This window comes from Methylobacterium crusticola, from assembly GCF_003574465.1.
Classification (GTDB): domain Bacteria; phylum Pseudomonadota; class Alphaproteobacteria; order Rhizobiales; family Beijerinckiaceae; genus Methylobacterium; species Methylobacterium crusticola.
The window spans coordinates 41,081-64,874 of the sequence record NZ_QOWC01000006.1 but is presented as its reverse complement, the minus strand read 5'-3'; the positions used below and the strand labels follow the sequence as shown (position 1 = coordinate 64,874).

Here is a 23,794-nt window from a genome sequence, read left to right as displayed (position 1 = left end):
GCTCAGCCCGCCGCCCGCTGCCGGCTCGGGAGCTGGCGGTCGCCGGCAGCGTCCGGTTCCGCCGCCGGCACGAGCGACGCGGCGGGCCTGTGGCCGCCAATCTGCGACAGGATCTGCTTTGCCGCACCGAAGGCCTGCACGCGGCCGGCGTTCATCACCAGGACCTGATCGGCTTCGGCGAGGATGCTGAACTTGTGGGTCACGATGACGACCGTCACGCCGCGGTGCTTCAGCTCCGACACCGCCTGGATCAAGGCGGCCTCGCCCGCCTGATCGAGGCTCGCATTCGGCTCGTCGAGCACGATGAGGCTCGGATTGCCGTACATGGCCCGGGCGAGCGCGATCCGCTGGCGCTGACCGCCGGACAATCCGTGCCCCCCGGTCCCGATCCGCGTGTTGTACCCCGCCGGGAGGCCCTGGATGAGCGCGTGGCAGCCCGCCCTCTGGGCCACCTCGATGATCGCGGCCTCGTCGTCGACGGCGAAGCGCGCGATGTTCTGCGCGACCGTGCCGTCGAACAGTTCCACGTCCTGCGGCAGGTAGCCGACATGGCGCCCGAGCGCCTGCGGGTCCCAGTGCCCGAGCTCCGAGCCGTCGATGCGCACCGTCCCGCCGACGATGGGCCAGACACCCGTCAGCGCCTTGGCAAGGGTCGATTTGCCAGCGGCACTGGGACCGATGACGCCGACCACGCTCCCGGGCTCCACCCGGAAGCCGACGCCGTGCAGGATGGGCGCCGCCGTGCCGGGAGCCGCCACGAACACGTTCTCGGCCTCGAGCTGCCCTTCCGGCCGGGGAAGACTCATGCGGCGAGGCTCCGCATCGAGGCTCGCGACCAGATCCTGCAGACGGCGGTAGCTGGCGCGGGCTGCCGTGAAACCCTTCCAGTTCGCGATGATCGATTCGATCGGGGCGAGTGCGCGACCGATGATGATGGATGCCGCGATCATCGACCCGGCGGAAATGTCCCGGTGAATGGCGAGGTAGGCGCCGAGGCCCAGCACCATGGTCTGGAGGAACATGCGGACGAACTTCGTCGCGGCGACGATCGCGCTGGAACGATCGCTGGCGAGGGCCTGCAGCTGCAGCACTTCGTCATGGCGGGAGCGCCACAGCTCGCGCACGGAGGCGAGCATGCCCATCGATTGCAGCACTTCGCTGTTGCGGAAGGTCGCCCGGGCCTGTTGTCCGGCCGCGTTGGACGCTTGATTCGCGGCCTCCAGCGAACGCCGTGTCGCAACCTCGTTGATGAGCGTCAGCCCCAGGATCACGGACCCGCCCACCAGGGCCATCCATCCGAACCAAGGATGGAGGATGAAGCAGGCGAGCAGAAAGATCGGCGTCCAGGGCGCGTCACAGAAAGCCAGGAGTCCGCTGCCGGTGAGGAACTCGCGCAGCGTGTCGACGTCGCGCAGAGCCGTCTCTTGTCCGGTGCCGGGCCTGCGCAGGATCGTGTGGTGGACGGCATCGAAGATCGGACCTGCGATCTTCTGGTCGAACACCATCCCGCCGCGGATGAGGATGCGCGAGCGCAGCATCTCCAGCGTCGCGTAGACCGCGAGGGCGAAAGCCGCGATGAGCGTGATGCCGAGAAGCGTCGCCTCGTTCCGGCTCGCAAGCACTCGATCGTAGATCTGCAGCATGTAGAGAGGGCTGACAAAAAGCAGGATGTTGATGAAGAAGCCAAAAACAAACGCCGTCACCAGCATCGGCCGCATCGACCGTATGCCGCTCGCCAACAATGACGAATCATTGCCACTGACCATCCGGACGTCTCACCAGCGTGCTGTGACAGGACAATGGCAATATGTTCACTTATGATGCCACAAACAATTGCCTTTGTTTATTCTGGTCCACCCGAATTCCCAGCCAATGGCCCATCGATTCGCTCAAGCCGCTGTCCCGCTCCGAGCGCGGTGTCCCGACGGACGGCCTCCACGTTGATTCTCCGCGCCGGGATCAGCCCAGCCCTCGATGATAGAGCATCCAAGTTCCTTTCCAAGCTCCGATTCAGCGGGCCGGCAGGGTCGGGCCCAAGAATCGTGCTGGACATCGGCCTGCGCCAGGCCCATATGTATGTCACTGTATAAGGCAGGATAACAGTTTTCCACTCCGCCAAGGAGGCGCCTTCACCGTGTATGCTCATCACCAACGCTTGGACTCGGAAGAGGTCCAGGGACTCCGCCGCGAAGGCGGGCGGTTCCTGAAGGAACTGCGAGAGTCGCGCGGCCTTTCACAGCGGCAACTCGCGACGTTGGTCGGCGCCGAATACTATACGTTCATCTCCCAACTCGAGACCGGTCGTGGCCGCATCCCACCTGATCGTTATCGTGCCTGGGCCGAGGCGCTGGGCATCGACATCCGCCCGTTCGTGCAGACTTTGATGCGGTTCTACGATCCCTTGACGTACGACATCTTGTTCGGATCGGAGACCGAAGCCGAACATGCACAGGGCACTCGCGGCGGATCTCAGAATATCGCGGAAAGTTGATCAGCAGCAGTCAGGAGACCGTCCAGGTATCAACCAGTCTCGACGACAGCTCAGTGTCCGCGGACCCGGTGCGGGAGGCTGGCCCCGCGGCGTGATCCGAGACCGCGCGTCTGCGTTTCATCTCACCGCTCGTGACGGCGGAAGTCCTCTTCGATGCGGCCTGACCTGCGCGCGCGAAGGTGGCCGATGCGCGCACCTGATCCGGTCGCCCGACTCGGGTGGAAGTGGCTTCGGCCCCGCGTTCGAGGGGCTTCAATGAAGCTCGGGAAGGGAGATGCTGGCAAGCACGGTGCCGCTCTCGGATCGCACCACGAGCTGCCATCGGCCGGCAAGGTCACTCAGGTCGCCACTGGCCCGCATCTCTTCGATCGTGGCCCGAGCCTGTTCCAGAGCGCAGCTCAGGTCCTCGGCTTCGACGCCTTCGTCGTCCCGAACGAGGGTGCGCCCATCGATGAGATCGAAGTGGAAACGGTGCACTAAGACGCCCTCCCCGGTCAGCCTCATGATCTGCGCACTCCGGAATACGTACGTAGCCGATGGAGGATCATTTTGCATCCCCTGTATATCTTTGCAAAGCTGATAGAAGTTAACACGTTAAATAAATCCGCGGTCGCCCTGACTTGATTCGCAGGGTATTAAATTCACTTTACCGTCGAATGATGATGGAGTATGACTGATGTATATCAATGCGGAATCCGCCGAAGGGCTTAGCCGTATGCGCAACTTGAGCAACATGACCGTCGAGTACATTGCTACCGATGATGTTTCGCAAGCTGAGAAAGTGCGCCTTCATGTTGCGCGAATGCTCAGAAAGCTAATCATCACGCAGAGCGGAGAGGAGACGATCGGCAAAGTCGCGTCACTTTGATGAACTTCCTGTGCTCGCCACCAAGAAGGCCTTGACGTTTTGGAGCGCATGGCGGCGAGAAGGCGCGGTCCGACTCGCTCGGCCGTGGACCGGTCGGACTTGTCGCAGGGCAGCGCTCCTCTGCGCCGGAGACCGGGCGTTGCCTCCCCTCGCCGCGTGCCGGCTCATGGCGAGGCTCGGCTGTCCGGCAGCGCGCCCGGACGTCGCGACATGACGCTACTGCATCGCTCCGGCATTTAGGCAGGACGAATCGCGCCATGATCGTGCCGTCCGGCGTGGTCGCGCCCATCCGCGCCGGCCTGTGCTCGAGATAAACCCCTCGCACGAACTTCGCCTCGAAGGCGCTTCGCCACCGGGCGGCGTTCCGTCACGCACGCAACCGACCCGGTCATCCCGAGGCGATCCCGGCATCCCTGCCGAGGGACGGCTCCCGCGCCGGACCGGAGGAGCCCGTCGCCTCCGGCATCGCCCGGCCGAGACACGGGCGATACCCCATCACATGCCGGCCATCCGCCGCGGCAGAACGCGAGTGCTGCCGAGAGACGCCCTTGCTTGTCCCGGCACCTCTGGCGCCGGCGGTTGCGTCCGCGACCTCGGGGCTTGCTCCTGAGGCACTTGCTTCGGGGGCACTCGCTCCGGGGGCGCTCCTCGCGCTCGCGGACCGGCACCGCGTTCCGGGCGTCCCGGGTCGATCTCTGAAGCGACGATCCCCCCTGCCGACGCGCGTTGCCTTGACACCCCGCTCCCTTTGTGACTTTGTCCGGACAATTGGGAGGACGAGATGGCGCAAGCAGGCGGGACCCGTCACACCACCAAGTTCGGGCGATACCTCGAGGAGTTCGTCGTCGGCGACGTCTACGAGCACCGGCCGGGCCGGACCGTCACGGAATCCGACAACATCAACTTCTCGCTCATGACCATGAACTTCCACCCGATGCACTGCGACCGGGCCTTCGCGGAGAAGAGCGAGTTCGGGCAGCCCCTGGTGAACAGCGGGCTCAGCCTGGCGATCGTGCTCGGCATGACGGTGGCCGACGTCAGCGGCAAGGCCATCGCGAACCTCGGCTGGAAGGAGATCAACCTCACGGGCCCGGTCTTCCCGGGCGACACGCTCTACGCCGAGTCCGAGGTGCTGGAGACGCGCGCGTCGCGCTCCCGGCCGGGCCAGGGAATCGTCACCGTCCGCACCCGCGCCTTCAAGCAGGACGGCTCGCCCGTGATGGACTTCGTGCGCAGCGCCCTCGTGCCGAAGCAGGGCCACGGCGTCGGCGAGGGCTGAGGACGCGTCACCCCGAAGCAGAGCCGCGAAGGCCGGACGGGACGGGAACCGGGAGGAGAACGAGGCCATGGCACAGGTCGTCAACGCGGGAGCCCGCCTGGACCGGCTCCCGATCGCGCGGTTCCACTGGCGCATCCTCGGGCTGATCGGGGCCGGCGCGGCCCTCGACGCCTTCGACATCTACCTCGCGGGCGGCGTCATCGCGGCCATGCTGAAGGAGGGGTTCTCGACGCAGGCGCAGAACGCGACCTTCGTGTCGGCGACCTTCGCCGGCATGCTGATCGGGGCGGGGCTCGCCGGCTACGTCGGCGACCGCTACGGGCGGCGCGCCTCCTACCAGTTCAACCTCGGCCTGTTCGGCCTCGCCTCGCTCGCGGCGTGCCTTGCCCCCGACATCGCCGTCCTGACCCTCTGCCGCTTCGTCATGGGCATCGGCCTCGGGGCCGAGCTCGTGGTGGCGGCGGGCACGCTCTGCGAGTTCGTCCCGCCCGCCTACCGGGGCCGCTGGATCGCCATCCTGGGCATCCTGACAAATTCCGGGCTGTTCGTGGCGACGAGCGTCGGCTACCTCGTCATCCCGGCGCTCGGGTGGCGGGCGATGTTCGCCATCGCGGGGGTCGGAGCCATCGCGATCTGGCTCCTGCGCAAGCGGATGCCGGAATCGCCCCGCTGGCTCGAGGCCGTCGGCCGGCCCGAGGAGGCGGAGCGCACGCTCCGGGCCATCGAGGCCGAGGTCGGGGCCGGGCGCGCCCTGCCGCCGGTCGCGACGGTGCGCAGCCTCGCGGTGCCGGCGGCGCCCGTCACGGCCCTGTTCCGCCCCGGGATGATCGGGCGCACGACCGCGGCCGCGCTCACCTGCATGGCGGTCAACATCTCGGTCTACGGCTTCGTCGCCTGGCTGCCGACCTTCCTGGTGCGCCAGGGCATGAGCGTGGTGCAGTCGCTGGGCTTCACCACCCTGATGTCCCTCGGCAGCATCGCGGGCGCCCTCGTCGGCATGGCGCTCGGCGACCGGATCTCCCGGCAGCGCTCCCTCGTCGGGACCTGCCTCGCCATCATGGCGCTCGGCGTCGTCTACGCCACCCTGCGCGAGCCCGTCGAGATCACGGTCGTGGGCTTCTGCCTCGTCACCAGCATCTACACCCTCGTGACGCTCGGCCTCTACGGCTACATCCCGGAACTGTTCCCGACCCACCTGCGGCTGCGCGGCACCGGCGTCGCCGGGATGTGCGGGCGGGCCGCCTCGATCGCGACGCCGTTCCTGGTCGTCGGGCTGTTCGAGGCCTTCGGGCTCCCCGGCGTGCTCGGCCTCGTCGGCTGCGTGCTGGCAGCACTCGTCGCGGCGATCCTCGTCCTGCGGGTCGAGACCGGCGGCGTGTCCCTCGACGACGCCGGCAGCCCGCCCGGCCGCCGCGAGGCCGCGTCCCCCGGCGCCCTGCACCGCCACGCCTGACGCCGGAGCCCTCCCGGCGAACCCGCAGACCCACCGCCACGAAGGACGACCGCCATGGACATGAAGACGCCCGCCGAGATGCACGACGAGGAGGCCCTGATCCTCGATTCCGTGGACCGCTTCCTCGAGGCGGACGTGCGGCCCTACGTCCACGACCTCGAGGCCCGCGACGAGTACCCGGCCGAGATCGTCGAGAAGATGAAGGCGCTCGGCCTGTTCGGCTGCCTGATCCAGCCCGAGCACGGCGGCCTCGGCCTCTCCACGGCGACCTACGCCAAGATCATCGAGCGGATGTCGGCGGTGTGGATGTCGATCAGCGGCATCGTCAACTCGCACCTCATCATGGCGATGGCGGTGCAGCGCTACGGCACGGAGGCGCAGAAGCAGGCCTACCTGCCGCGCTTCGCCACCGGCGAGCTGCGCGGCGGCATCGCCCTGACCGAGCCCGATTGCGGCACCGACCTCCAGGCGATCCGCACGACCGCGCGGCGGGTCGGCGACGACTACGCCGTCAACGGCACCAAGACCTGGATCACGAACAGCTACTACGGCAACACCTTCGCGCTCCTGGTGAAGACCGACACGGGCGCGACGCCGCGCCACAAGGGCATGAGCCTGCTCATCGCCGAGAAGGGGCCGGGCTTCAACGTCAGCCGCAAGCTGCCGAAGCTCGGCTACAAGGGCATCGACACCTGCGAGCTGAGCTTCGAGGAGTACCGGGTCCCGGCCGACCGGCTGATCGGGGGCCGCGAGGGGCGCGGCCTGCAGCAGATCCTGGGCGGGCTCGAGCTCGGCCGCATCAACGTGGCGGCCCGCGGCGTCGGGGTCGCGGACGCGGCCCTGAAGGAGGCGGTGGCCTACGCGCAGATCCGCCGGACCTTCGGCAAGCCGATCTGCGAGCACCAGGCGATCCAGCTCAAGCTCGGCGAGATGGCGACCCGGGTCGAGGCGGCGCGCCTGCTGACCTACCGGGCGGCCGAGTCCTTCGACCGCGGCGAGCGCTGCGACATGGAGGCCGGCATGGCGAAGTACTTCGCCACCGAGGCCGCCGTCGAGAACGCCACGGAGGCCATGCGCATCCACGGCGCCTACGGCTACTCGAAGGAGTACAACGTCGAGCGGCTCTACCGCGACGCGCCGCTCCTCGTCATCGGCGAGGGCACGAATGAGATGCAGCGCATCATCATCGCCAAGCAGCTCGTCGAGAGGAACCGGATATGAGCGGCCTGCCGCTCGCGGGCCTGCGGGTCCTGTCGGTCGAGCAGTACGGCGCCGGGCCCTTCGGCACGCAGCACCTCGCCGATCTCGGGGCCGACGTCGTCAAGGTCGAGAACCTCACGGACGGCGGCGACGTCGGCCGCCACGTCGGGCCCCACTTCCTCGAGCCGGGCGACAGCCACTTCTACGAGGCGTTCAACCGCAACAAGCGCTCGATCGCCCTCGATCTCAAGGCGCCGGACGGCCGCGCCGTGCTGCGCGCGCTCGCCCGGGACGCCGACGCGGTGTTCAACAACCTGCGGGGCGACCTGCCGGCCAAGCTCGGGCTCGACCACGCGAGCCTCGCCGAGGTCAACCCGGCCCTCGTCTGCGTCCACCTCTCGGCCTACGGCCGGACGGGCTCGCGGGCGGCCTGGCCGGGCTACGACTACCTGATGCAGGCGGAGGCCGGCTACCTCTCCGTCACGGGCGAGCCGGACGGGCCGCCGGCCCGGATGGGCCTGTCGATCATCGACCTCATGACCGGGACGACCGCCGCCATGGCGCTGCTCGCCGGCGTCCTCGCGGCACGCCGCACCGGCCGGGGCCGGGACTACGACGTCAGCCTGTTCGACGTCGCGCTCCACAACCTCTGCTACGTGGGCACCTGGTACCTCAACGGCGGCACCGTCACGACGCGCGCGCCGCGCTCCAGCCACCCCTCCCTCACCCCGAGCCAGCTCTACCGGACCGCGGACGGCTGGATCTTCATCATGTGCCAGAAGGAGAAGTTCTTCCGGGTGCTGGCGGACCTCGTGGGCCACCCCGAGTGGCCGGACGACCCGGACTTCGCGACCTTCGCGGCGCGCCTGCGCAACCGGCCCCGGGTCAACGCCGCGATCGACGAGGCGCTGTCGCACAGGACGACCGCCGCCTGGATGGCGATCCTCGGCGGCAAGGTGCCGGTGGCGCCCGTCCACGACGTGCGCGAGGCGCTGGAGAACCCGTTCGCGCACGAGCAGGAGCGGATCGTCGACTTCGCCCACGAGCGGCACGGCCCGGTCCGCGGCATCGCCTCGCCGGTCAGGGTCGCGGGCGCCGCGCACCCGACCGCGGCCGCGCCCGCGCTCGGCCAGGACACCGAGGCGCTCCTGCGCGCGGCCGGCTTCTCGGCCCACGCGATCGGCGACCTACGCGCGCGGGCCGTGGTGCGCTAAGACCCTCCCTCATGTCCCTGATCACGCCCCAGCCCCGCTACCTCCAGCTCGCCCAGACGCTCATCAGCGAGATCGAGACCGGCCGCTACCCCGTCGGCGGCCTGATGCCGACCGAGCTCGCGCTGTGCGAGCAGTTCGGGGCGAGCCGGTTCACCGTGCGGGAGGCCGTGAAGCGGCTCGTGGAGCTCGGGCTCGTGAGCCGGCAGGCGGGGGTCGGCACCCGGGTCCTGAGCACCCGGGCCCGCACGGCCTACCGGCAGGTCATGCAGGGCATGGCCGACCTCCAGCAGTACACGGCCGAGACCGAGCTCGAGATCGTGGACGTCGAGATGGCGCCCCTCGACCGGGAGATCGCCGCCCTGGCGCAGGCGCCCGCGGGCCAGTCCTGGCTCCACGTCCGGGGCCTGCGCCACCTCGAGGGGGCGCCGGCCCCGCCGCTCTGCGCGAGCGACATCTACATCCATCCGGCCTTCCGCTCCGTGCGCCAGCTCGGCGGGCGCTCCACCGTGCCGGTCTACGTCCGCATCGAGGAGCAGTTCGGCGAGACGGTCTCGGAGGTGCAGCAGCAGATCCGGGCGGTTCCGCTCTCGCCCGAGCAGGCGCGCCGCCTCGACGCCGAGGCCGGCTCGCCGGCCCTCTGGGTCTGCCGCCTCTACCTCAACCGCCGCGGCGAGGTGATCGAGGTGGCGATCAGCACCCATCCGGCCGACCGCTTCAGCTACTCGGAGGTCTTCCGCCGCGAGCGGCCGGGCGCGCGGGGCGGCGGGGAGGCCGGCGATGAGGCGTGAGCGCAGCTACCTGTTCTGCCCGGGCGACCGCCCGGAGCGCTTCGCCAAGGCCCTGGCGAGCGGGGCCGACCGGGTCGTGCTCGACCTCGAGGACGCGGTCCTGCCGGACGCCAAGGCGGGGGCCCGGGACGGGCTCGCGGACTGGCTCGCCGGGGCCCCGCCCGGATCCGCCATCGTGCGCGTCAACGCCCTCGGCACGCCCTGGCACGAGGACGACGTGCGCGCCCTCGCGGGCCTGCCGGGCCTCGCCGGGCTGATGCTGCCCAAGACCGAGGGCTCGGACGGGCTCGCGGCCCTGCGCGCCCGCCTGGCGCCGGAGCGGTCGCTCGTCGCCCTCGTCGAGACCGTGCGGGCCTTCGCGGACCTGCGGGGGCTCGCCGCCGCGCCGGGCCTGCACCGGCTCGCCTTCGGGTCGGTGGATTTCTGCACTGAGGCGGGCATCCGCGGCCACGACCGCGAGCTCGACTACGTCCGCAGCCGGCTCGTGCTCGAATCGGCGCTCGCCGGCCTCGCCCCGCCGGTCGACGGCGTGACCGTCGCGGTCCGCCAGGACGACGTCCTGGCCGGGGACGTGGAGCGGGCCCGCCGCTTCGGGTTCGGCGGCAAGCTCTGCATCCATCCGGGGCAGGTCGCCGCGGTGAATGCCGGCTTCTCCCCGAGCGCCGAGGAGGTCGCCTGGGCGCGGCGCGTGCTCGCCGCCTGCGCGGCCGGTCCCGGCGCGATCGTGGTCGACGGCAAGCTCGTCGACCGCCCGGTCCGCCTCCAGGCCGAGGCCATCCTGGAAGACGCCGCCTGAGCCGCGGGAGCGCCCAAGCGGACGGGGCCCCCGCAGGGCGCTCGAGGCCGTCGCGCAGGCGCTCGGGGGCCTCGACGGCTGCCCCCGTCCTCGACGTCGGCTGCGGCGCCGGCGCCGGCGCCCCCGCCCGGGCGCTCGCGGCCCGGGGCGCGCAGGGCACCGGGATCGGTCCCGAGGGGCCGGCGAGGCGCTGGGCCCCCCGGCGCCCCGGCGTCGGGCTTAGGGGGCGGGCTCAGCCCATCAGGCTCACCAGGGCCGCCATCGCGGCCCGGCCCTCGGGGCCGTCGAACGCGTCGGCGAGCCGGGTCGCGAAGCTCGCGACCGAGCTCGTGACGCCGCCCGCCGCCTCGATCTCCCGCAGGGCCGCCGCCTCGGTGCGGGGTGAGAACCCGCCGCTCGCGTCGAGGAGGACGTGGACGGCGAGGCCGGCCTCGCGGGCGCGCAGGCTCGCGTGCAGCACCACGACCTCGCTCGCGACGCCGGCGAGCACGAGGGTGCGCCGCCCCGTGCCCAGGATCGCGTCGCGGGTCAGGGCGTGCGCGAACACGGACGGCCCGCCGCGCGCGAGCACCGGGACGTCCGGCAGCGCCGCCGTGATCTCGGCGAGCGGACGCGGGTCGTCGGTCCCGAACGGCACCACGGAGGCGACGGCCGGGATGGCGAGGTCGCGGGCGAGCACGGCGAGCGCCCCGGCCGCCTTGCGGATCGCGGCCTCGCCGTTGGTGGCGCTGTGGCCGACGATGCTGTCCTGGAGATCGGCGAACAGCAGGACGACGTCGGAGGGAGCGAGGTTCGGCATGGGGATCGGGACCTCTCGGGTTGGCGGGGCCGCATCGGGGGATCGGGGTCGCGGGGCTCAGGACGGCCCGGGCTCCAGGCCGTCCGGGGGGCGCGGGTCGGCCCGGGGCACGACGGTGCTGAACCCGGCCCGCCCGAGCTGGCCCGGGACCGGGTGCCCGAGGGCGTCCTCGAGCCACGGCGCCAGGGCGGCGACGGCCGGGCCGTCGACACCCGTGCGCACGCCGAGCCCGTCCAGCAGGTAGATCAGGTCCTCGGTCGCGACGTTGCCGGTGGCGGCCGGCGCGAACGGGCAGCCGCCGATCCCGCCGGCGCTGGCGTCGAGCGCCGACACGCCCGCCGTCAGGGCCGCGTAGGCGTTGGCGTAGCCGGTGTTGCGGGTGTTGTGGAAATGCGCCCGCAGCGGGACCGCGCCGGCGACCGCGCGCAGGCGGTGGAACAGGTCGACGACCTGGGTCGGCACCGCGACGCCGATCGTGTCGGCGAGCGCGATCTCGTCCGGCCCCGCCGCGAGGGCCGCCTCCGCCAGGGCGACGACCCGGGCGGGATCGACGAGGCCCTCGAACGGGCACCCGAAGGCGGCCGCGATCGTGACCGTGAGCCGGCGGCCCGCGCCGCGGGCGATGGCGGCGATCCGGGCCCAGTCGGCGAGGGTGTCGGCGACGGAGCGGCCCTGGTTGCGCAGGCTGAAGCTCTCGGTCGCCACGACGACGGAGCCGATCTCGTCGCAGCCGGCCGCGACCGCGCGCTCGGCCCCCCGCGGGTTGAGCACGAGGCCCGCGTAGGCGACGCCCCGGTCCCGGGGCACGCCCGCCATCACGGCCTCCGCGTCCGCCATCTGCGGCACGCGGCCCGGATGCACGAAGCTCGTCGCCTCGATGCGGGTGATCCCGGCGGCGGCGAGGCGGCGGATGAGGGCGAGCTTGTCGTCCGTCGCCAGGCGCCGCGCCTCGTTCTGGAGCCCGTCGCGCGGGCCGACCTCGACCAGGGTCACGCGCCCGGGCAGCACCGGGCCGCGGGCGGGGGCGGCCGGGCTCACGCGGCGGCCGTCCGCGCCGGCGGGGCCGCGCCGACGACGCCCCGGCCCGCGAGCGCCTCGAGCCGGGCGGCATCGAGGCCGAGGAGGTCGCGCAGCACCTCCGCGTTGTGCTGCCCGAGCGCCGGGCCGGGCGTGCGCACCGCGCCGGGCGTCTCCGACAGGCGGGGCGCGACGTTCTGCATCTTGAGCGTCCCGAGCTGCGGGTGGAGGACGTCGACGATCGCCTGCCGGGCCTTGAAGTGGGCATCCTCCAGCATCTCGGGCGCCCGGTAGATGTCGCCCCGGGGGACGCCGTGGTCGTCGAGGAGGCGGCCGAGCTCCTCCCGGCCGAGGGCGCCCGTCCAGGCGGAGACCGTGGCGTCGAGCTCCGCCTGGTTCTCGCCCCGCGCCGTGTGGGTGGCGAAGCGGGGATCGTCCGCGAGCTCCGGCCGCCCCATGGCGGCGGCGAGGCGCTTGAACACGCTGTCCATGTTGGCGGCGATCAGCACGAAGATCCCGTCCCGCGTCGGGTAGACGTTCGAGGGCGCGATGCGCGGCAGGATCGCGCCCGTGCGCTCGCGGATGTAGCCCGTGCGGTCGTAGTCGGTCACGAGGCTCTCCATCACGGCGAGCACCGCCTCGTAGATCGCGCTGTCGACGACCTGGCCGCGGCCCGTGCGGGCGCGGGCGTGGATCGCCATCATCCCGCCGAGGCACGCGAAGGTCGCCGCCAGGGTGTCGCCGATGGAGATGCCGCTGCGCGAGGGCGGGGTCGAGGGGTCGCCGACGACGTAGCGCATGCCGCCCATGGCCTCCCCGATCGAGCCGTAGCCCGCCTTGTGGGCGTAGGGCCCGGTCTGGCCGTAGCCGGACACCCGGATCATGACGAGGCCCGGGTTGAGGGCCGCGAGGGCCTCGTAGCCGAGCCCCCAGCGCTCCAGGGTGCCGGGGCGGAAATTCTCGATCAGCACGTCGGAGCGCGCCACGAGGTCCCGGATCAGCGCCTGCCCGTCCGGCTCGCGCGCGTCGATCTCGACCGACTTCTTGTTGCGGGCGACCACCGGCCACCACAGCGCCGTGCCGGCATCCTTCTGGCCCCATTCCCGCATCGGGTCGCCGATTCCCGGCGCCTCGACCTTGATCACCTCCGCGCCGAAATCGGCGAAGAGCTGCCCGCAGAACGGCCCGGCCAGGAGCTGGCCCATCTCGACGACCCGCAGGTCGGACAGGGGACCGGTGCCCGTCGTCTGCTCAGCCATGTGCTCGCTCTCCCTGATGACGTCTGGTCGACCGCCCGCGCCCAGGCCCGCGGCGGGGCCGCGGGCGGGGGTCTGGCCCGCGGCGGGGTCCGTGCCGCGCGGGGCCCCTCGGCGCGCCCGCCTCCCTCACGGGTGCGCGCCCCGCGCCGCGAGGGGCGCGACCCCCGCCTCGGCGCCGTCCCGCTCCGCCTCCTCGAGGGAGGTAGAGCGCATCTCGACGGGCAGGAGCGCCACGCTCACGGCGAGCAGCGCGAGGGCCGTCACCACCATGCCGACCACGCCCGCCACGCCGAAGCCCGTGAACAGCGCGACGACGACGTAGGGCATCGTGATCGAGGCCAGCCGCCCGCAGGCATTCGCGAAGCCGCCGCCCCGCAGGCGCAGCGCCGTCGGGAACAGCTCGGGACCGTAGGAGTAGAACGCCACCGCGACCAGGAAGTAGATCGCGCTCACGAGCCCGAATCCCACGGCCATCACCGCCATCGGGTCGCTCACGTGGGGGTAGACCAGCGCGAACAGGCTGATGACCACGCAGACGCCGATCATCGAGGTCTTGCGGGGGATGCGGTCGGCGAGCAGGTAGCCCACGAGCGCGCCGAACGGCCCGCCGATGGTCATCAGCGTGGTGAAGCCGAGGGACTGGACCACCGACAGCCCCTGCTTGACCAGGAAGGTCGGGATCCAGGCGATCATCCCGTAGACCGAGACGTTGACGGCGACCTGCGAGAGCGCGGCCACGAAGGTGCGCGGGGCGAGGGCGCGCGAGAACAGCGCCCGCATGGGCATGTCGGGCTGGCGCAGGTCCCGGGTGACCGCGACCGCGGGAAGCGCGCCGACCTGCGCGCCCACCTCCGCCTCGATCCGCGCGAGCGTCGCCTCGGCCTCGGCGGTGCGGCCGCGCGACTCGAGCCAGCGGGGTGATTCCGGCATCTGCTTGCGCAGGATCCAGACGACGAACGCCCCGACCCCGGCGATCAGGAACATCACCCGCCAGGTGAATTGCGGGATCAGGAAGTACCCCGCCGCGTTCGCGGCCGGGAGGCCGACGTTGATCAGCATGCCCAGGAGGGCGCCCCAGCGCCCGCGATGGGAGGGCGGGATGAACTCGCAGAGCGTGCCGGCCGCCACCACGAGCTCGGCCCCGAGGCCGATGCCCATGACGAAGCGGCAGGCGATCAGCACCGTGATGCTGGGGGCAAAGCACGCCGCGAGCGAGGCGGCCCCGAAGATGGCGAGGTTCGCCTGGTAGGAGAAGCGGCGGCCGTAGCGGTCGCCGAGGTAGCCCGACGAGGCCGCGCCGATCAGCATCCCGAAGAAGCCGGAGGAGACGAACATCGCGCCGTGCGCGAGGTCGGAGAAGCCGTCCTTGACGATGGCGGCAACGACGCTGCTCGCGAGGTAGACGTCGAAGGCGTCGACGAAGCCGCCCGCCGCGATGAGCCAGAGCATGCGCCAGTGGAAGCGCGAGACCGGAAGGCGGTCGAGGCGCGCTCCCGCGTTGATGACGTCGGCCATGGGTGTGTCCTCTCCGGTTCGCGCGGCCTGTCCCGGCCGTCTCGATGCCCGTCGGGCGGGCGCCTCCCGCCCGCGCAGGCGGTCAGTGCCGGGCGAGGAAGCCCAGCAGGGCGTCGGCGAACTCGGCCTTGCGGCGGGAGCCGGCGATGACGTGGGCGGCCTGCGGCATGTCGAGGCCCTCCGCGTTCGGGATCGCCTCCTCGATCGGCCGGGTCGTGCGCGGGCCCGTCACCTGGTCGAGGCCGGCGTGCTGGACGAGGGTCGGCGCCCGGATGGCGCCGGCGCGGTCCCGGGCGTCGTGGGCGAGGCAGGCCTCGATGAAGCGGGCATGGGCGCCGACGCGGCCGTTGAGCTCGCTCCAGACGCCGGTCTCGCCGAGCAGCCGGTCGACGTTGCGGGCGTAGTAGTCGGGCTCGAACGACAGCAGCGAGACGATCTTCTGGAAGGGCAGGAAGCCGAAGTCGCGGTGGGCGGACAGGAGCATCGCGAGCTGGTCGCCGAGGAAGCGGTCGACGGCGATCCAGGCCCCGGTGTTCACCATCGACCGGGCGAGGTCGGGCCGGCGGATCGCCACCTCCTGCATGATGCAGGCGCCCATCCCGATGAGGCCGACGAGGTGCGCGCGCGCGACCCCGAGGTGGCTGGCCAGCCCCATCACGTCGTCGGCGTAGAGGGCCGTGGTCGCCGGGACCGCGAGGTCGTCGCCGGATTCGCCGATCCCGCGGTGGTCGAACAGGATCACGCTGTAGCGGTCCGTCAGCCCGGCCGGGAGGTGGCGCTCCTCGCCGTGGCAGAACGTGCCCCACCCGCCCGACAGGATCAGGGGCTCGCCCGTCCCGTGGACCTCGTAGTGCATCCGGTGTCCGTTGATCTGTGCGCTCGGCATGGCGTGTCCGTGGAGGCGGGAGGGATCATCGCGGGGCGGTCGGCGGCTTCGCGGCGGCGGCCCCGGGCGGGCGGTGCCCGGGGAGAGCCCGCCCGTGGCGGGCGCTGCCGGGAGGGCCCGTCCGCGGCGGGCGCTGCCCGGGCGGGGTCACGGAATCCGCCCGGACGCGGCGAAGCGCGCCATGCAGGCCTCGGCGTCGACCACGTCGGCGTAGCGCCGGCCGACGTCGAGGAGGTTCGCCTCGTGCGGCCCGGGCTCCATGTCGCCGCAGCAATCGGCCGGCACGATGGTGCGCAAGCCGTGCGAGAAGGCGTCGATGATCGAGGCGCGCACGCAGCCCGAGGTGGTGCAGCCCGCGACCACCACCGTGTCGACCCGGTTGCGCTGCAGGATCGCGGCGACGGGCGTCCCGAAGAAGATCGACGGCCCGGCCTTGACCAGGGTGACGTCGTAGGCGGGATCGTGGATCCGCGGGTCGAGCTCGGTGCCGGGATCGCCGTGGAACAGGCCCGTGCGCACCGCGGCGGTCTTCCAGGGGATCACGTCGCGCGCGCCGCACCAGGCCGTGCGGCAGGAGACGACGAGGATCCCGGCGCGCCGGGCGGCCGCGAGCAGCGTCGCGGTGCGCCGGACCGCCGCGTGGATGTGGGGCGAGCCGCCCGCCGGGAGGCTCGGGTCCGTGAAGGCGCGCTGGAAGTCGACCACGAGCACGGCCGGGCTGTCGCCGAAGCCGACCGGGATCGCGCCGTAGCCCGCGGCGTCGAAGCGGTCGCTCATCGCGCCCGCCCTCCCCGCTCCGCCAGGACCGCCCGCGTGTGCTCGCCGAGGGCGGGCTCCCGCAGGCGGGGCTCGGGCGGCTCGTCGCGGAAGCGGATCGCCGGCGCGACGTGGCGGCGGCCGGCCTCGTCGGTGAGGATCATGCCGCGGGCCAGGGCGTGCTCGTCGCCGAGCGCCTCCGGCAGGGTCTTGACCGGCGCGAAGCAGACGTCGAGGGGCGCGAACCACGCGATCCACTCGGCCTGGCTGCGCTCCCGGAACACGTCCCGCAGGAACGCGACGAGGGGCGCCTGGTGGGGCCCGGGCCCCGCCTCGCAGAGGGGCAGGAGGTCGAGCCGGTCGAGCCGGCCGAGCAGGGTGCGGACGAACTTGATCTCCTGGCCGCCGAGCACGACGTGGCGGCCGTCGGCGGTCCCGTAGATCTGGTAGAAGGCCGAGCCGCCCATGCTCCGCTCGTGCTTGGGCACGGGCTGGCGCCCCTCGGCGAGGGCGGGCCCGAGGACGTTCGGCATGGAGGCGAGCACGCTCTCGTGCATCGCGGCGTCGATGTAGTCGCCCCGGCCGGTCTGGTGCCGGCGCAGGAGCGCCATCAGCACCCCCGACAGGGCGTGGAGCGAGGCCAGCATGTCGGCCGCCGGGATGCCCGGGATCGCGGGCGCGTCGTCGCGCCCGAGGGTGAGGCCGACCGCCCCGGCGAGCGCCTCGGCGGCGAGGTCGTGGGCCGGGCGCGCCGCGTAGGGGCCGGTCTGGCCGAAGGCGCTGATCGAGCAGTAGACGAGGCGCGGGTTGCGCCCGCGCAGGGTCGGGTCGTCGAAGCCGAGGCGCGCCGCCACGCCGGGCCGGAACGTCTCGACGAACACGTCGGCCTCGTCGCAGAGCGCGAGCAGCGCCGCGCGGCCGGCCTCGGTCTTGAGGTCGAGGACGACGCTGCGCTTGCCGCGGTTGACGTTGCGGAAGAACACCGTCGAGGGCCCGTCCGCCGGGCCGATCTGGCGCCCCGGATCGCCCTCCCCCGGGGGCTCGACCTTGATCACCTCGGCGCCGTGATCGGCCAGCACCATGGTGAGGTACGGCCCGGGCAGGAACACCGAGAGGTCGACGACCTTGAGCCCCTCGAGCTTCATGCGACGCGCTCCGCCGGCGCGGGAGCGGGAGCGGGAGCGGGCGCAGCCGCGGGCGCGGCCTCGGCGAGGAGGCCGCCATCGGCGCCGAGGGCGCTGCAGGCCGCCTGCCCGGGGCGCCGGCCGTCGATCTTGAGGGGGTTGGCGAGCAGCCGCAGGTCCGGCCGCGCCGGGTGGGGCACGCGGGCGATCATCCCGACCTCCGCCACGAACGGGTTGGCGAGCGCCTGCGCCACGTCGTGGACCGGCGCGACGGGGAGCCGGCCCGCCAGGATCGCGAGCCAGGCCGCGGTCGGCTTGGCCGCGAAGGCCTCGTCGAGCAGAGCCGTCAGCGCGTCCCGGTGGTCGCGCCGGGCGGCCGCGGTCGCGAAGCGGGGGTCGGCCGCGAGGTCCGGGCGGCCGAGCCCGTCGAGGAGCGCGTCCCAGAACTTGTCCATCATGCAGCCGACGAAGATCCAGCCGTCGGCGGTGCGCAGGGTCTGGACCGGCGTGCGGGCGAGGTGGGCCCCCCGCGGCAGCCGGGAGGCGACCTCGCCCTCGTTGAGGTGCCAGGTGCCCGGATAGGTGAGCTGGTGCAGGGCGACGTCGAACAGGCTGGTGTCGACGTCGCAGCCCTGCCCGGTCGCCCGCGCCCGGATCACCGCCGCGAGCAGGCCCGTGACGCCGGTCATGCCGGTCATGAAGTCGATCATCGACACGCCCATGCGCGAGGGCGGCCCGTCCGGCTCCCCGGTCAGGCTCATCAGGCCGGCCTCGGCCTGCATCAGGAAGTCGTAGCCCGGCCAGCTCTTGCGGCCGTTGTCGCGGCCGTAGGCCGAGATGTGGAGGCAGACGATCCGGGGGTTGGCGGCCCGCAGGCCGGCGTAGTCGATCCCGAGCTTCTCGGGCTGGTCGCCGCGCAGGTTGTTGAGCACGGCGTCCGCGCTGCCCGCGAGCCGCAGCAGGGCGGCCCGGCCCTCCGGCGTCTTGACGTCGAGGGCGACGCTCTTCTTGTTGAGGTTGAAGGTCTGGAAGTACTGGCTGTCGTTCTCGCCAAGGAGGTGCGGGCCCATGTGGCGGGAGGCATCGCCGCCGGTCGCGGCGTTCTCGACCTTGATCACCTCCGCCCCGAGGTCGGCCAGGAACATGGAGCCGTAGGGCCCGGCGCCGAACTGCTCGAAGGTGAGCACCCTGAGGCCGTCGAGGAGGCTCATGACCTGCTCGCCCGGCGCGTGAAGGCCGCCGCACCGTGGACGATTTGTCCGGACGTATCTGGCACGTCACCCTCCCTGTCGGCTCTTTGTCCGGACAAAGTCGCACCGGTTCGCGGGGCTGTCAATCGCCTTTCCGCGAGCGGGCGCAGGGGCCCGGCTCGTTTTCGCGACCGGGCGCGGGGCCCGGCTTGCCAGGGACGGCGTGCGGGCCGTAGGATCCCGGCCCCATCCCGACGCGAAGGTGTTCGGACAAATTCCGACCCTTCGGCACCCGGAGACTCGGCCCCCGCCGCGATGACCGCCCTCGCCCCGCCCGTTCCCGTCCCGCCCCCGACGGCCGAGAGGCGGTCGGCCCGGGTCGCCCACGCGCTCAGGAGCGCGATCGCGCAGCAGCGCTACCCCGTCGGCTCGCCGCTGCCGACCGAGATGGAGCTCTGCCGCCACTTCGCGGTGGGCCGTCACACGGTGCGGGCCGCCCTGAAGGAGCTGAGCGACCTCGGCCTCGTGGCGCGGCGCCAGGGCTCGGGCACGCAGGTCGTGTCGGCGTCGCCGCGCAGCGCCTACGTCCAGTCGATGCGCTCGCTGCAGGAGCTGACGCAGTACGCCCGCGACACGATCCTGCGCATCGACCGGCTGGAGCCCGTCGCCCTGGCGCAGGCCGACGCGGACCTCGTCCCGGCCGCCCCCGGATCGACCTGGATGCGGATCGACGGCGTCCGCTGGGACGCCGGCGAGACGGCGCGGATCTGCGTCACCACCGTCTTCGTGCACATGCGGTTCCGGGAGGCCCTCGAGGCGGCGGGGACCTTCGGCGGCCCGATCTACGCCCTCGTGGAGGCGCGCTCCGGCGAGCGGATCGTCGGCGCGACGCAGGACGTCACGGCCCACCTGATGCCGCGGCCGGTGGCCAAGCGGCTCGCCGTCCCGGCCGGGCAGCCGGCCCTGCGCTTCGTGCGGCGCTACCTCGACGCCAGCGGCGTCCCCATGGTGGCCTCCGTCAACTGGCACGCGGCGGAGGGCTTCACCTACAGCACGCGCCTGAGCCTGGACGAGCGCTACGCCGGCGCGTGAGGCGGCCCCGCCCGCCCGCCCGCGCCGCGGGCCGGCGCCCCGGTTGCGGCGCCCTCCCTGGCCGCGGCGCCCCGGCGGGCCGGGCCGCCGCCGCGCGGGGACCGGCGCGCCCCGGGTCCTCAGCGCTCGTGCCCGGCCGTGGCGGTGGTCTCGCGGACCGGGGAGAGCACGTAGTCGATCACCCGCCGGCTGCCGGTGCGGATCTCCACCGTCGCGGTCATGCCGGGCGTCAGCGCCACGGTCTGGCCGTCGGCCGCGATGCTGCTGCGCGAGAGGGCGATCGTCACCGGGAAGATCAGGTTCTGCGTCCGCGGCATGCCGCTCACCGGCGAGAGCCCCTGGCCCCGCGCCACCGACAGCGCGTCGCTCGACCCGCTCGCGTCCCTGTCGTCCACCGCGTCGCGCGACACCCGCAGGACCGTGCCCTCGATCGTGCCGTAGCGGGTGAACGGGAAGGCGTCGATCTTCACCACCGCCTCCTGCCCCGGGATCACGAAGCCGATGTCCTTGTTCTGCACCTGCGCCTCGACCTCGATCGGGCCGTCGGAGGGCACCACGATCATCAGCGGCTGGCCCGCCGTCACGACCTGGCCCAACGTCGTCACGGCGAGCTGCTGCACGGTGCCGGCGATCGGCGCCGTCAGGGCCATGCGCGCCTGCTTGAGCTGGGCCTTGACCACGTCCTGGCGCAGGGCGTCGCGCTTCTGGGCCGCCTCGGTGAGGGACTGGTGCTGACGCGCCACCGTCTCGCTCGTCAGCTGCTCGATGCGCCGCTCCAGGGACCGCGCCCCCGCCCGCGCCTCGATCAGCTGGCCGCGGTCGTAGGCGAGGTCGGCCGCCACCTGCTCGACCTGCTGCACCGCGTCGATCACCGCCGCCCGCGTGCCGGCGGCCTTCGCCACCAGGGTCTCGCGCATGTCGGCCCGCTCCTTGAGCACCGCCCGCAGGCGCTCGCGCGCCTCGATGCTGGCCGCGAAGCGCTGCTGCGTCGCCTCCTTCTCGGCGAGCTGGGCCTGGAACGCCTCCCGGGTCGTCACGTACTGGCTGATCTCGGCCGCCATGGCGGCCTCCTCGCGGGCCTGGACCGCCGGCGGGATGTCGGGCGGGAACACCGGCCGGAGCTTCGGGGTGTTGGCCTCGAGCGCCGCGATGGTGGCGCGGCGCCGGGCGATCTGGGCCTCGAGCGCGGCGAGGTCGCCGCTGCGGGCGGCGAGGTCCGCGTCGGCCTCGGTCGGCTCCATGGCCACCAGGAGGTCGCCCGCCTTCACGCGGGTGCCGTTCTCCACGAGGACCGCCTGCACCTTGCCGGTGTCGTAGGGCTGGACGACCTTCGAGCGCCCGCTCGGCTGGATGCGCCCGGAGGCGACGGCGTGGATGTCGAGCCTGGCAAGGCAGCTCCACAGGAGCGCGCCGGCGAACATCAGGCAGATCGTCCAGGTGAACAGGACCGCGTAGGGCGAGGCCGGCGTGTCCAGGATCTCGAGGTGGGCGGGCAGGAACTCCTGGTCCTCCCGGTCGTCGGCGATGCGCCGGACCCGCTCGGTGAACGCGCGGGGGCTCAGGGCGCGCGAGGCGGCGGCGCCCGGCAGGCCGGCGCGCGGCGCACGGGCCGGCAGGCCGGGCTTGGCCGGCACGGGCTTGGCCGGCACGGGCGCGGCGGGTTGGGTGTCCGGGGCCTGGCTCACGCGGCCTCTCCCTGCTCGGATCCGTGGTCGGACTGCATGCGCCAGAGCCGGCCGTAGAGCGAGGCGGGCCGCTCCAGGAGCTCGCGGTGCGTGCCGTCCTCGATGATGCGCCCGTCCTGGAGCGCGATGATGCGGTCGCACAGCCGCACCGCCGCGAGCCGGTGGGCGATGATCACCACGGTGCGGCCGCGCACGATGTGCTTCATGTTGTCCTGGATGATGCGCTCGCTCTCGTAGTCGAGCGCCGAGGTCGCCTCGTCGAGGATCAGGATGCGCGGGTTGGTGGCCAGCGCCCGCGCGATGGCGAGCCGCTGGCGCTGGCCGCCCGACAGGTTGGCGCCGCGCTCCTCGATCGGGGTGTCGTAGCCGAGCGGGAGCCGGTTGATGAACTCGTCGGCGCCCGAGAGCCGCGCCACCTGCATCACCTGGGCGCGCGAGAGCCCCGGATTGGCGAGCGCGATGTTCTCGAACACCGTCTTGTTGAAGAGCAGGTTCTCCTGCAGCACGACGCCGATCTGGCGCCGCAGCCAGGCCGGGTCGACCTGGGCGATGTCGACGCCGTCGACCAGCACCTGGCCCTTCTCGGGCACGTAGAGGCGCTGGAGCAGCTTGGTGAAGGTCGACTTGCCCGAGCCGGAGGGCCCGACGATGCCGATGACCTGGCCGGCCGGGATCTCGAGGGAGATGTCGCGCAGCACCTCCGGGGTGCCGGGCTGGTAGCGGAACGAGAGCGTGCGCACCGAGACCTGGCCCTTGGCGGGGGGCAGGTGGGCCTGGGCCATGGAGCGGGTCTCGGGCGGGCAGTTGAGCACGTCGCCGAGGCGCTCGATGGACACCTTGACCTGCTGGAAGTCCTGCCAGAGCTGGGACAGGCGCAGGATCGGGCCGGTGACCTGGCCCATGATCATGTTGAAGGCGATCAGGCTGCCGACCGTCATCTCGCCGTTCATGACCGCGTAGGCGCCGAAGAACAGCACCAGGGCGGTCGTGACCTTGTTGATGTACTGGATCGCGTTCTGGCCCAGGCTGGCGAGCAGACCCGTGACGAACGAGGTCTTGACGTAGGCGGCCAGCCGCTCCTCCCACTGGTTCTTGAGGGTCGGCTCGACGGCGAGCGCCTTGATGGTGTGGATGCCCACCACCGACTCGATCAGGAACTGGTTGGAGAGGGCCGAGCGGTTGAAGCGCTCCAGCGTCTTCTCGCGCAGGATCGGGCGCAGCAGCACCGCCACCAGGATGTAGCACGGGATCGACAGCGTGACGATGAGCGCCAGGACGGGCGAGTACAGGAACAGGATGGCGACGAAGAGGAGCGTGAACGGGATGTCGATGGCCGAGGTCAGGGCCTGGCCGGTGAGGAAGCTGCGCACGGTCTCGAGCTCGCGCACCCGGGCCACGGTCTGGCCGGCGGGCCGGGTCTCGAAGTAGCCGAGCGGCAGCCGCATGAGGTGGTCGAACAGGCGCGCGCCGAGCTCGACGTCGATGCGGCTCGTGGTGTGGGTGAGGATGTAGCCGCGCAGGTACTGGAGCACGACGTGGAACAGGCCGAGCACCACGAGGCCGACCGCCACCAGGGTGAGGGTGGAGTAGCCGCGGTGGACCAGGACCTTGTCGATCGTGATCTGGAAGAAGATCGGCGTGATGAGGGCGCAGACCTGGATGAAGAACGAGGCGACCAGGACCGTGGCGAGGGGCCGGCGGTAGCGCCAGATCGAGGGCGCGAACCAGGTCAGGCCGAAATCGTGGATGACCTTCTGGAGGCTGGCGCGCCGGGCGACGAGCACGATGGCGCCGGTCCAGCGGGCCGCGACCTCGGCGGCGGGCAGGTGCTCGGCCGACCGGGCGGCGGCGTCGACGACGCGCAGCTTGCCGTCGTCGAGGCGGCGGCCGAGGACGAGGAAGCGCCCGTCGTCCATCTCCAGGATGGCGGGGAGCGGGATGGTGTCGAGGCGCTCGGGCTTCTGGGCCTGGAGCAGGCGGGCCTTGAGGCCGACCTTGCGGGCGGCGCGGACCAGGTCGACGACGCCCGCGGGCTGAACGCCGAGGCCGAGCTCGTGGCGCAGCTGGGCCGGCTCGCAGGCGACCTGGTGGAAGGAGGCGACGAGGGCGAGGGCGCTGAAGCCGGGATCGGGCCGGGCGCCGGGCAGGCCGGCCTCGGGGCCGGCACCCTGGCCCGGCGGCGGGCCGCCCGGGGGCGGGCCGGCCGGCGGCCGATCCGCAGGGGGGCGGCCGCCCGCCGGCACCGGTGCTTCTCCCGACATCCGCGTCTCCCTCACGATCCCACCCTCTCGCAGACCGCGGCTCGGTCAAGGGGCCGACGGCTCATCCATTCGTGGAAGCGACGACATGAAGCGACGGGGAGGCCTCGGCGTCCGTGATGTG

General features: G+C 72.4%; 21 protein-coding genes. 9 read left to right on the top strand and 12 right to left on the bottom strand.

The window, feature by feature from the left end:
• Positions 1–2: 2 nt before the first annotated feature.
• A complete protein-coding gene (locus DT057_RS08745) occupies positions 3–1,766 on the bottom strand; it encodes a type I secretion system permease/ATPase (protein WP_128561699.1) in 1,764 nt (587 codons plus the stop codon).
• A 368-nt stretch (positions 1,767–2,134) separates the two neighbouring features.
• Here DT057_RS08745 and DT057_RS08740 point away from each other — a divergent pair, with 368 nt between their 5' ends.
• Positions 2,135–2,491, top strand: coding sequence for a helix-turn-helix domain-containing protein (locus DT057_RS08740; RefSeq protein WP_128561698.1), 357 nt, complete (start codon positions 2,135–2,137; stop codon positions 2,489–2,491).
• Positions 2,492–2,743: 252 nt separating this feature from the next.
• Here the strand turns inward: DT057_RS08740 and DT057_RS08735 are convergent, their stop codons facing one another.
• Positions 2,744–2,995 (bottom strand): DUF6894 family protein, encoded by a 252-nt coding sequence (locus DT057_RS08735; RefSeq protein WP_244937367.1) that lies wholly within the window; start codon positions 2,993–2,995, stop codon positions 2,744–2,746.
• Between the two features lie 172 nt (positions 2,996–3,167).
• Here DT057_RS08735 and DT057_RS08730 point away from each other — a divergent pair, with 172 nt between their 5' ends.
• The 7 genes from DT057_RS08730 to DT057_RS08700 all read left to right on the top strand — a co-directional run bounded on the left by DT057_RS08730 (position 3,168) and on the right by DT057_RS08700 (position 10,089).
• Positions 3,168–3,359, top strand: coding sequence for a hypothetical protein (locus tag DT057_RS08730; RefSeq protein WP_128561697.1), 192 nt, complete (start codon positions 3,168–3,170; stop codon positions 3,357–3,359).
• Positions 3,360–4,140: 781 nt separating this feature from the next.
• Positions 4,141–4,638, top strand: coding sequence for a MaoC family dehydratase (locus DT057_RS08725; protein ID WP_128561696.1), 498 nt, complete (start codon positions 4,141–4,143; stop codon positions 4,636–4,638).
• A 67-nt stretch (positions 4,639–4,705) separates the two neighbouring features.
• Complete coding sequence (locus DT057_RS08720; protein ID WP_128561695.1) at positions 4,706–6,091, top strand: MFS transporter; 1,386 nt, start codon at positions 4,706–4,708, stop codon at positions 6,089–6,091.
• Positions 6,092–6,145: 54 nt separating this feature from the next.
• Positions 6,146–7,312: an acyl-CoA dehydrogenase family protein gene (locus DT057_RS08715; protein ID WP_128561694.1), complete on the top strand. Its 1,167-nt coding sequence runs from the start codon at positions 6,146–6,148 to the stop codon at positions 7,310–7,312.
• On the top strand, positions 7,309–8,505 hold the full coding sequence (locus tag DT057_RS08710) for a CaiB/BaiF CoA transferase family protein (RefSeq protein ID WP_128561693.1): 1,197 nt from the start codon (positions 7,309–7,311) through the stop codon (positions 8,503–8,505). The genes DT057_RS08715 and DT057_RS08710 overlap by 4 nt, the downstream gene beginning before the upstream one ends.
• Before the next feature lie 11 nt (positions 8,506–8,516).
• Positions 8,517–9,293 carry a GntR family transcriptional regulator gene (locus DT057_RS08705; RefSeq protein ID WP_128561692.1) on the top strand — a complete coding sequence of 259 codons (777 nt, stop codon included), beginning with the start codon at positions 8,517–8,519 and terminating at the stop codon, positions 9,291–9,293.
• Complete coding sequence (locus DT057_RS08700) at positions 9,283–10,089, top strand: HpcH/HpaI aldolase/citrate lyase family protein (protein WP_128561691.1); 807 nt, start codon at positions 9,283–9,285, stop codon at positions 10,087–10,089. The genes DT057_RS08705 and DT057_RS08700 overlap by 11 nt, the downstream gene beginning before the upstream one ends.
• 232 nt (positions 10,090–10,321) lie before the next feature.
• Here the strand turns inward: DT057_RS08700 and DT057_RS08695 are convergent, their stop codons facing one another.
• The 8 genes from DT057_RS08695 to DT057_RS08660 all read right to left on the bottom strand — a co-directional run bounded on the left by DT057_RS08695 (position 10,322) and on the right by DT057_RS08660 (position 18,656).
• Positions 10,322–10,888: an isochorismatase family protein gene (locus DT057_RS08695; RefSeq protein WP_128561690.1), complete on the bottom strand. Its 567-nt coding sequence runs from the start codon at positions 10,886–10,888 to the stop codon at positions 10,322–10,324.
• 57 nt (positions 10,889–10,945) lie between these two features.
• A complete protein-coding gene (locus tag DT057_RS08690; RefSeq protein ID WP_238313895.1) occupies positions 10,946–11,926 on the bottom strand; it encodes a hydroxymethylglutaryl-CoA lyase in 981 nt (326 codons plus the stop codon).
• Positions 11,923–13,164, bottom strand: a complete 1,242-nt coding sequence (locus DT057_RS08685) for a CaiB/BaiF CoA transferase family protein (protein ID WP_128561689.1) — start codon at positions 13,162–13,164, stop codon at positions 11,923–11,925. Before DT057_RS08685 ends, DT057_RS08690 begins: the two co-directional genes overlap by 4 nt.
• Positions 13,165–13,290: 126 nt before the next feature.
• Positions 13,291–14,679 carry an MFS transporter gene (locus DT057_RS08680; protein WP_128561688.1) on the bottom strand — a complete coding sequence of 463 codons (1,389 nt, stop codon included), beginning with the start codon at positions 14,677–14,679 and terminating at the stop codon, positions 13,291–13,293.
• A gap of 82 nt (positions 14,680–14,761) precedes the next feature.
• Positions 14,762–15,565 (bottom strand): alpha/beta fold hydrolase, encoded by an 804-nt coding sequence (locus tag DT057_RS08675; RefSeq protein WP_128561687.1) that lies wholly within the window; start codon positions 15,563–15,565, stop codon positions 14,762–14,764.
• Positions 15,566–15,712: 147 nt separating this feature from the next.
• Positions 15,713–16,342 (bottom strand): isochorismatase family protein, encoded by a 630-nt coding sequence (locus DT057_RS08670; protein ID WP_128561686.1) that lies wholly within the window; start codon positions 16,340–16,342, stop codon positions 15,713–15,715.
• Positions 16,339–17,466: a CaiB/BaiF CoA transferase family protein gene (locus tag DT057_RS08665; RefSeq protein WP_128561685.1), complete on the bottom strand. Its 1,128-nt coding sequence runs from the start codon at positions 17,464–17,466 to the stop codon at positions 16,339–16,341. Before DT057_RS08665 ends, DT057_RS08670 begins: the two co-directional genes overlap by 4 nt.
• Positions 17,463–18,656 (bottom strand): CaiB/BaiF CoA transferase family protein, encoded by a 1,194-nt coding sequence (locus DT057_RS08660; protein ID WP_128561684.1) that lies wholly within the window; start codon positions 18,654–18,656, stop codon positions 17,463–17,465. The genes DT057_RS08665 and DT057_RS08660 overlap by 4 nt, the downstream gene beginning before the upstream one ends.
• A 294-nt stretch (positions 18,657–18,950) precedes the next feature.
• Between DT057_RS08660 and DT057_RS08655 the strand changes: the two genes are divergently transcribed.
• Positions 18,951–19,727 (top strand): GntR family transcriptional regulator, encoded by a 777-nt coding sequence (locus DT057_RS08655; RefSeq protein WP_128561683.1) that lies wholly within the window; start codon positions 18,951–18,953, stop codon positions 19,725–19,727.
• 119 nt (positions 19,728–19,846) lie between these two features.
• Here DT057_RS08655 and DT057_RS08650 read toward each other — a convergent pair whose 3' ends face one another.
• Complete coding sequence (locus DT057_RS08650) at positions 19,847–21,412, bottom strand: HlyD family type I secretion periplasmic adaptor subunit (protein ID WP_238313893.1); 1,566 nt, start codon at positions 21,410–21,412, stop codon at positions 19,847–19,849.
• The gene (locus DT057_RS08645; protein WP_128561682.1) at positions 21,409–23,673 is read right to left on the bottom strand and encodes a type I secretion system permease/ATPase; all 2,265 of its coding nucleotides are present in this window, start codon (positions 23,671–23,673) and stop codon (positions 21,409–21,411) included. The genes DT057_RS08650 and DT057_RS08645 overlap by 4 nt, the downstream gene beginning before the upstream one ends.
• Positions 23,674–23,794: the final 121 nt, after the last annotated feature.

Coding starts and splice junctions, on each gene's coding strand:
- DT057_RS08710 (WP_128561693.1), top strand. CDS start 7,309: ATGAGCGGCCTGCCGCTCGCGGGCCTGCGGGTCCTGTCGGTCGAGCAG.
- DT057_RS08745 (WP_128561699.1), bottom strand. CDS start 1,766: ATGGTCAGTGGCAATGATTCGTCATTGTTGGCGAGCGGCATACGGTCG.
- DT057_RS08735 (WP_244937367.1), bottom strand. CDS start 2,995: ATGAGGCTGACCGGGGAGGGCGTCTTAGTGCACCGTTTCCACTTCGAT.
- DT057_RS08720 (WP_128561695.1), top strand. CDS start 4,706: ATGGCACAGGTCGTCAACGCGGGAGCCCGCCTGGACCGGCTCCCGATC.
- DT057_RS08715 (WP_128561694.1), top strand. CDS start 6,146: ATGGACATGAAGACGCCCGCCGAGATGCACGACGAGGAGGCCCTGATC.
- DT057_RS08695 (WP_128561690.1), bottom strand. CDS start 10,888: ATGCCGAACCTCGCTCCCTCCGACGTCGTCCTGCTGTTCGCCGATCTC.
- DT057_RS08705 (WP_128561692.1), top strand. CDS start 8,517: ATGTCCCTGATCACGCCCCAGCCCCGCTACCTCCAGCTCGCCCAGACG.
- DT057_RS08645 (WP_128561682.1), bottom strand. CDS start 23,673: ATGTCGGGAGAAGCACCGGTGCCGGCGGGCGGCCGCCCCCCTGCGGAT.
- DT057_RS08655 (WP_128561683.1), top strand. CDS start 18,951: ATGACCGCCCTCGCCCCGCCCGTTCCCGTCCCGCCCCCGACGGCCGAG.
- DT057_RS08685 (WP_128561689.1), bottom strand. CDS start 13,164: ATGGCTGAGCAGACGACGGGCACCGGTCCCCTGTCCGACCTGCGGGTC.
- DT057_RS08730 (WP_128561697.1), top strand. CDS start 3,168: ATGTATATCAATGCGGAATCCGCCGAAGGGCTTAGCCGTATGCGCAAC.
- DT057_RS08700 (WP_128561691.1), top strand. CDS start 9,283: ATGAGGCGTGAGCGCAGCTACCTGTTCTGCCCGGGCGACCGCCCGGAG.
- DT057_RS08680 (WP_128561688.1), bottom strand. CDS start 14,679: ATGGCCGACGTCATCAACGCGGGAGCGCGCCTCGACCGCCTTCCGGTC.
- DT057_RS08670 (WP_128561686.1), bottom strand. CDS start 16,342: ATGAGCGACCGCTTCGACGCCGCGGGCTACGGCGCGATCCCGGTCGGC.
- DT057_RS08660 (WP_128561684.1), bottom strand. CDS start 18,656: ATGAGCCTCCTCGACGGCCTCAGGGTGCTCACCTTCGAGCAGTTCGGC.
- DT057_RS08675 (WP_128561687.1), bottom strand. CDS start 15,565: ATGCCGAGCGCACAGATCAACGGACACCGGATGCACTACGAGGTCCAC.
- DT057_RS08665 (WP_128561685.1), bottom strand. CDS start 17,466: ATGAAGCTCGAGGGGCTCAAGGTCGTCGACCTCTCGGTGTTCCTGCCC.
- DT057_RS08725 (WP_128561696.1), top strand. CDS start 4,141: ATGGCGCAAGCAGGCGGGACCCGTCACACCACCAAGTTCGGGCGATAC.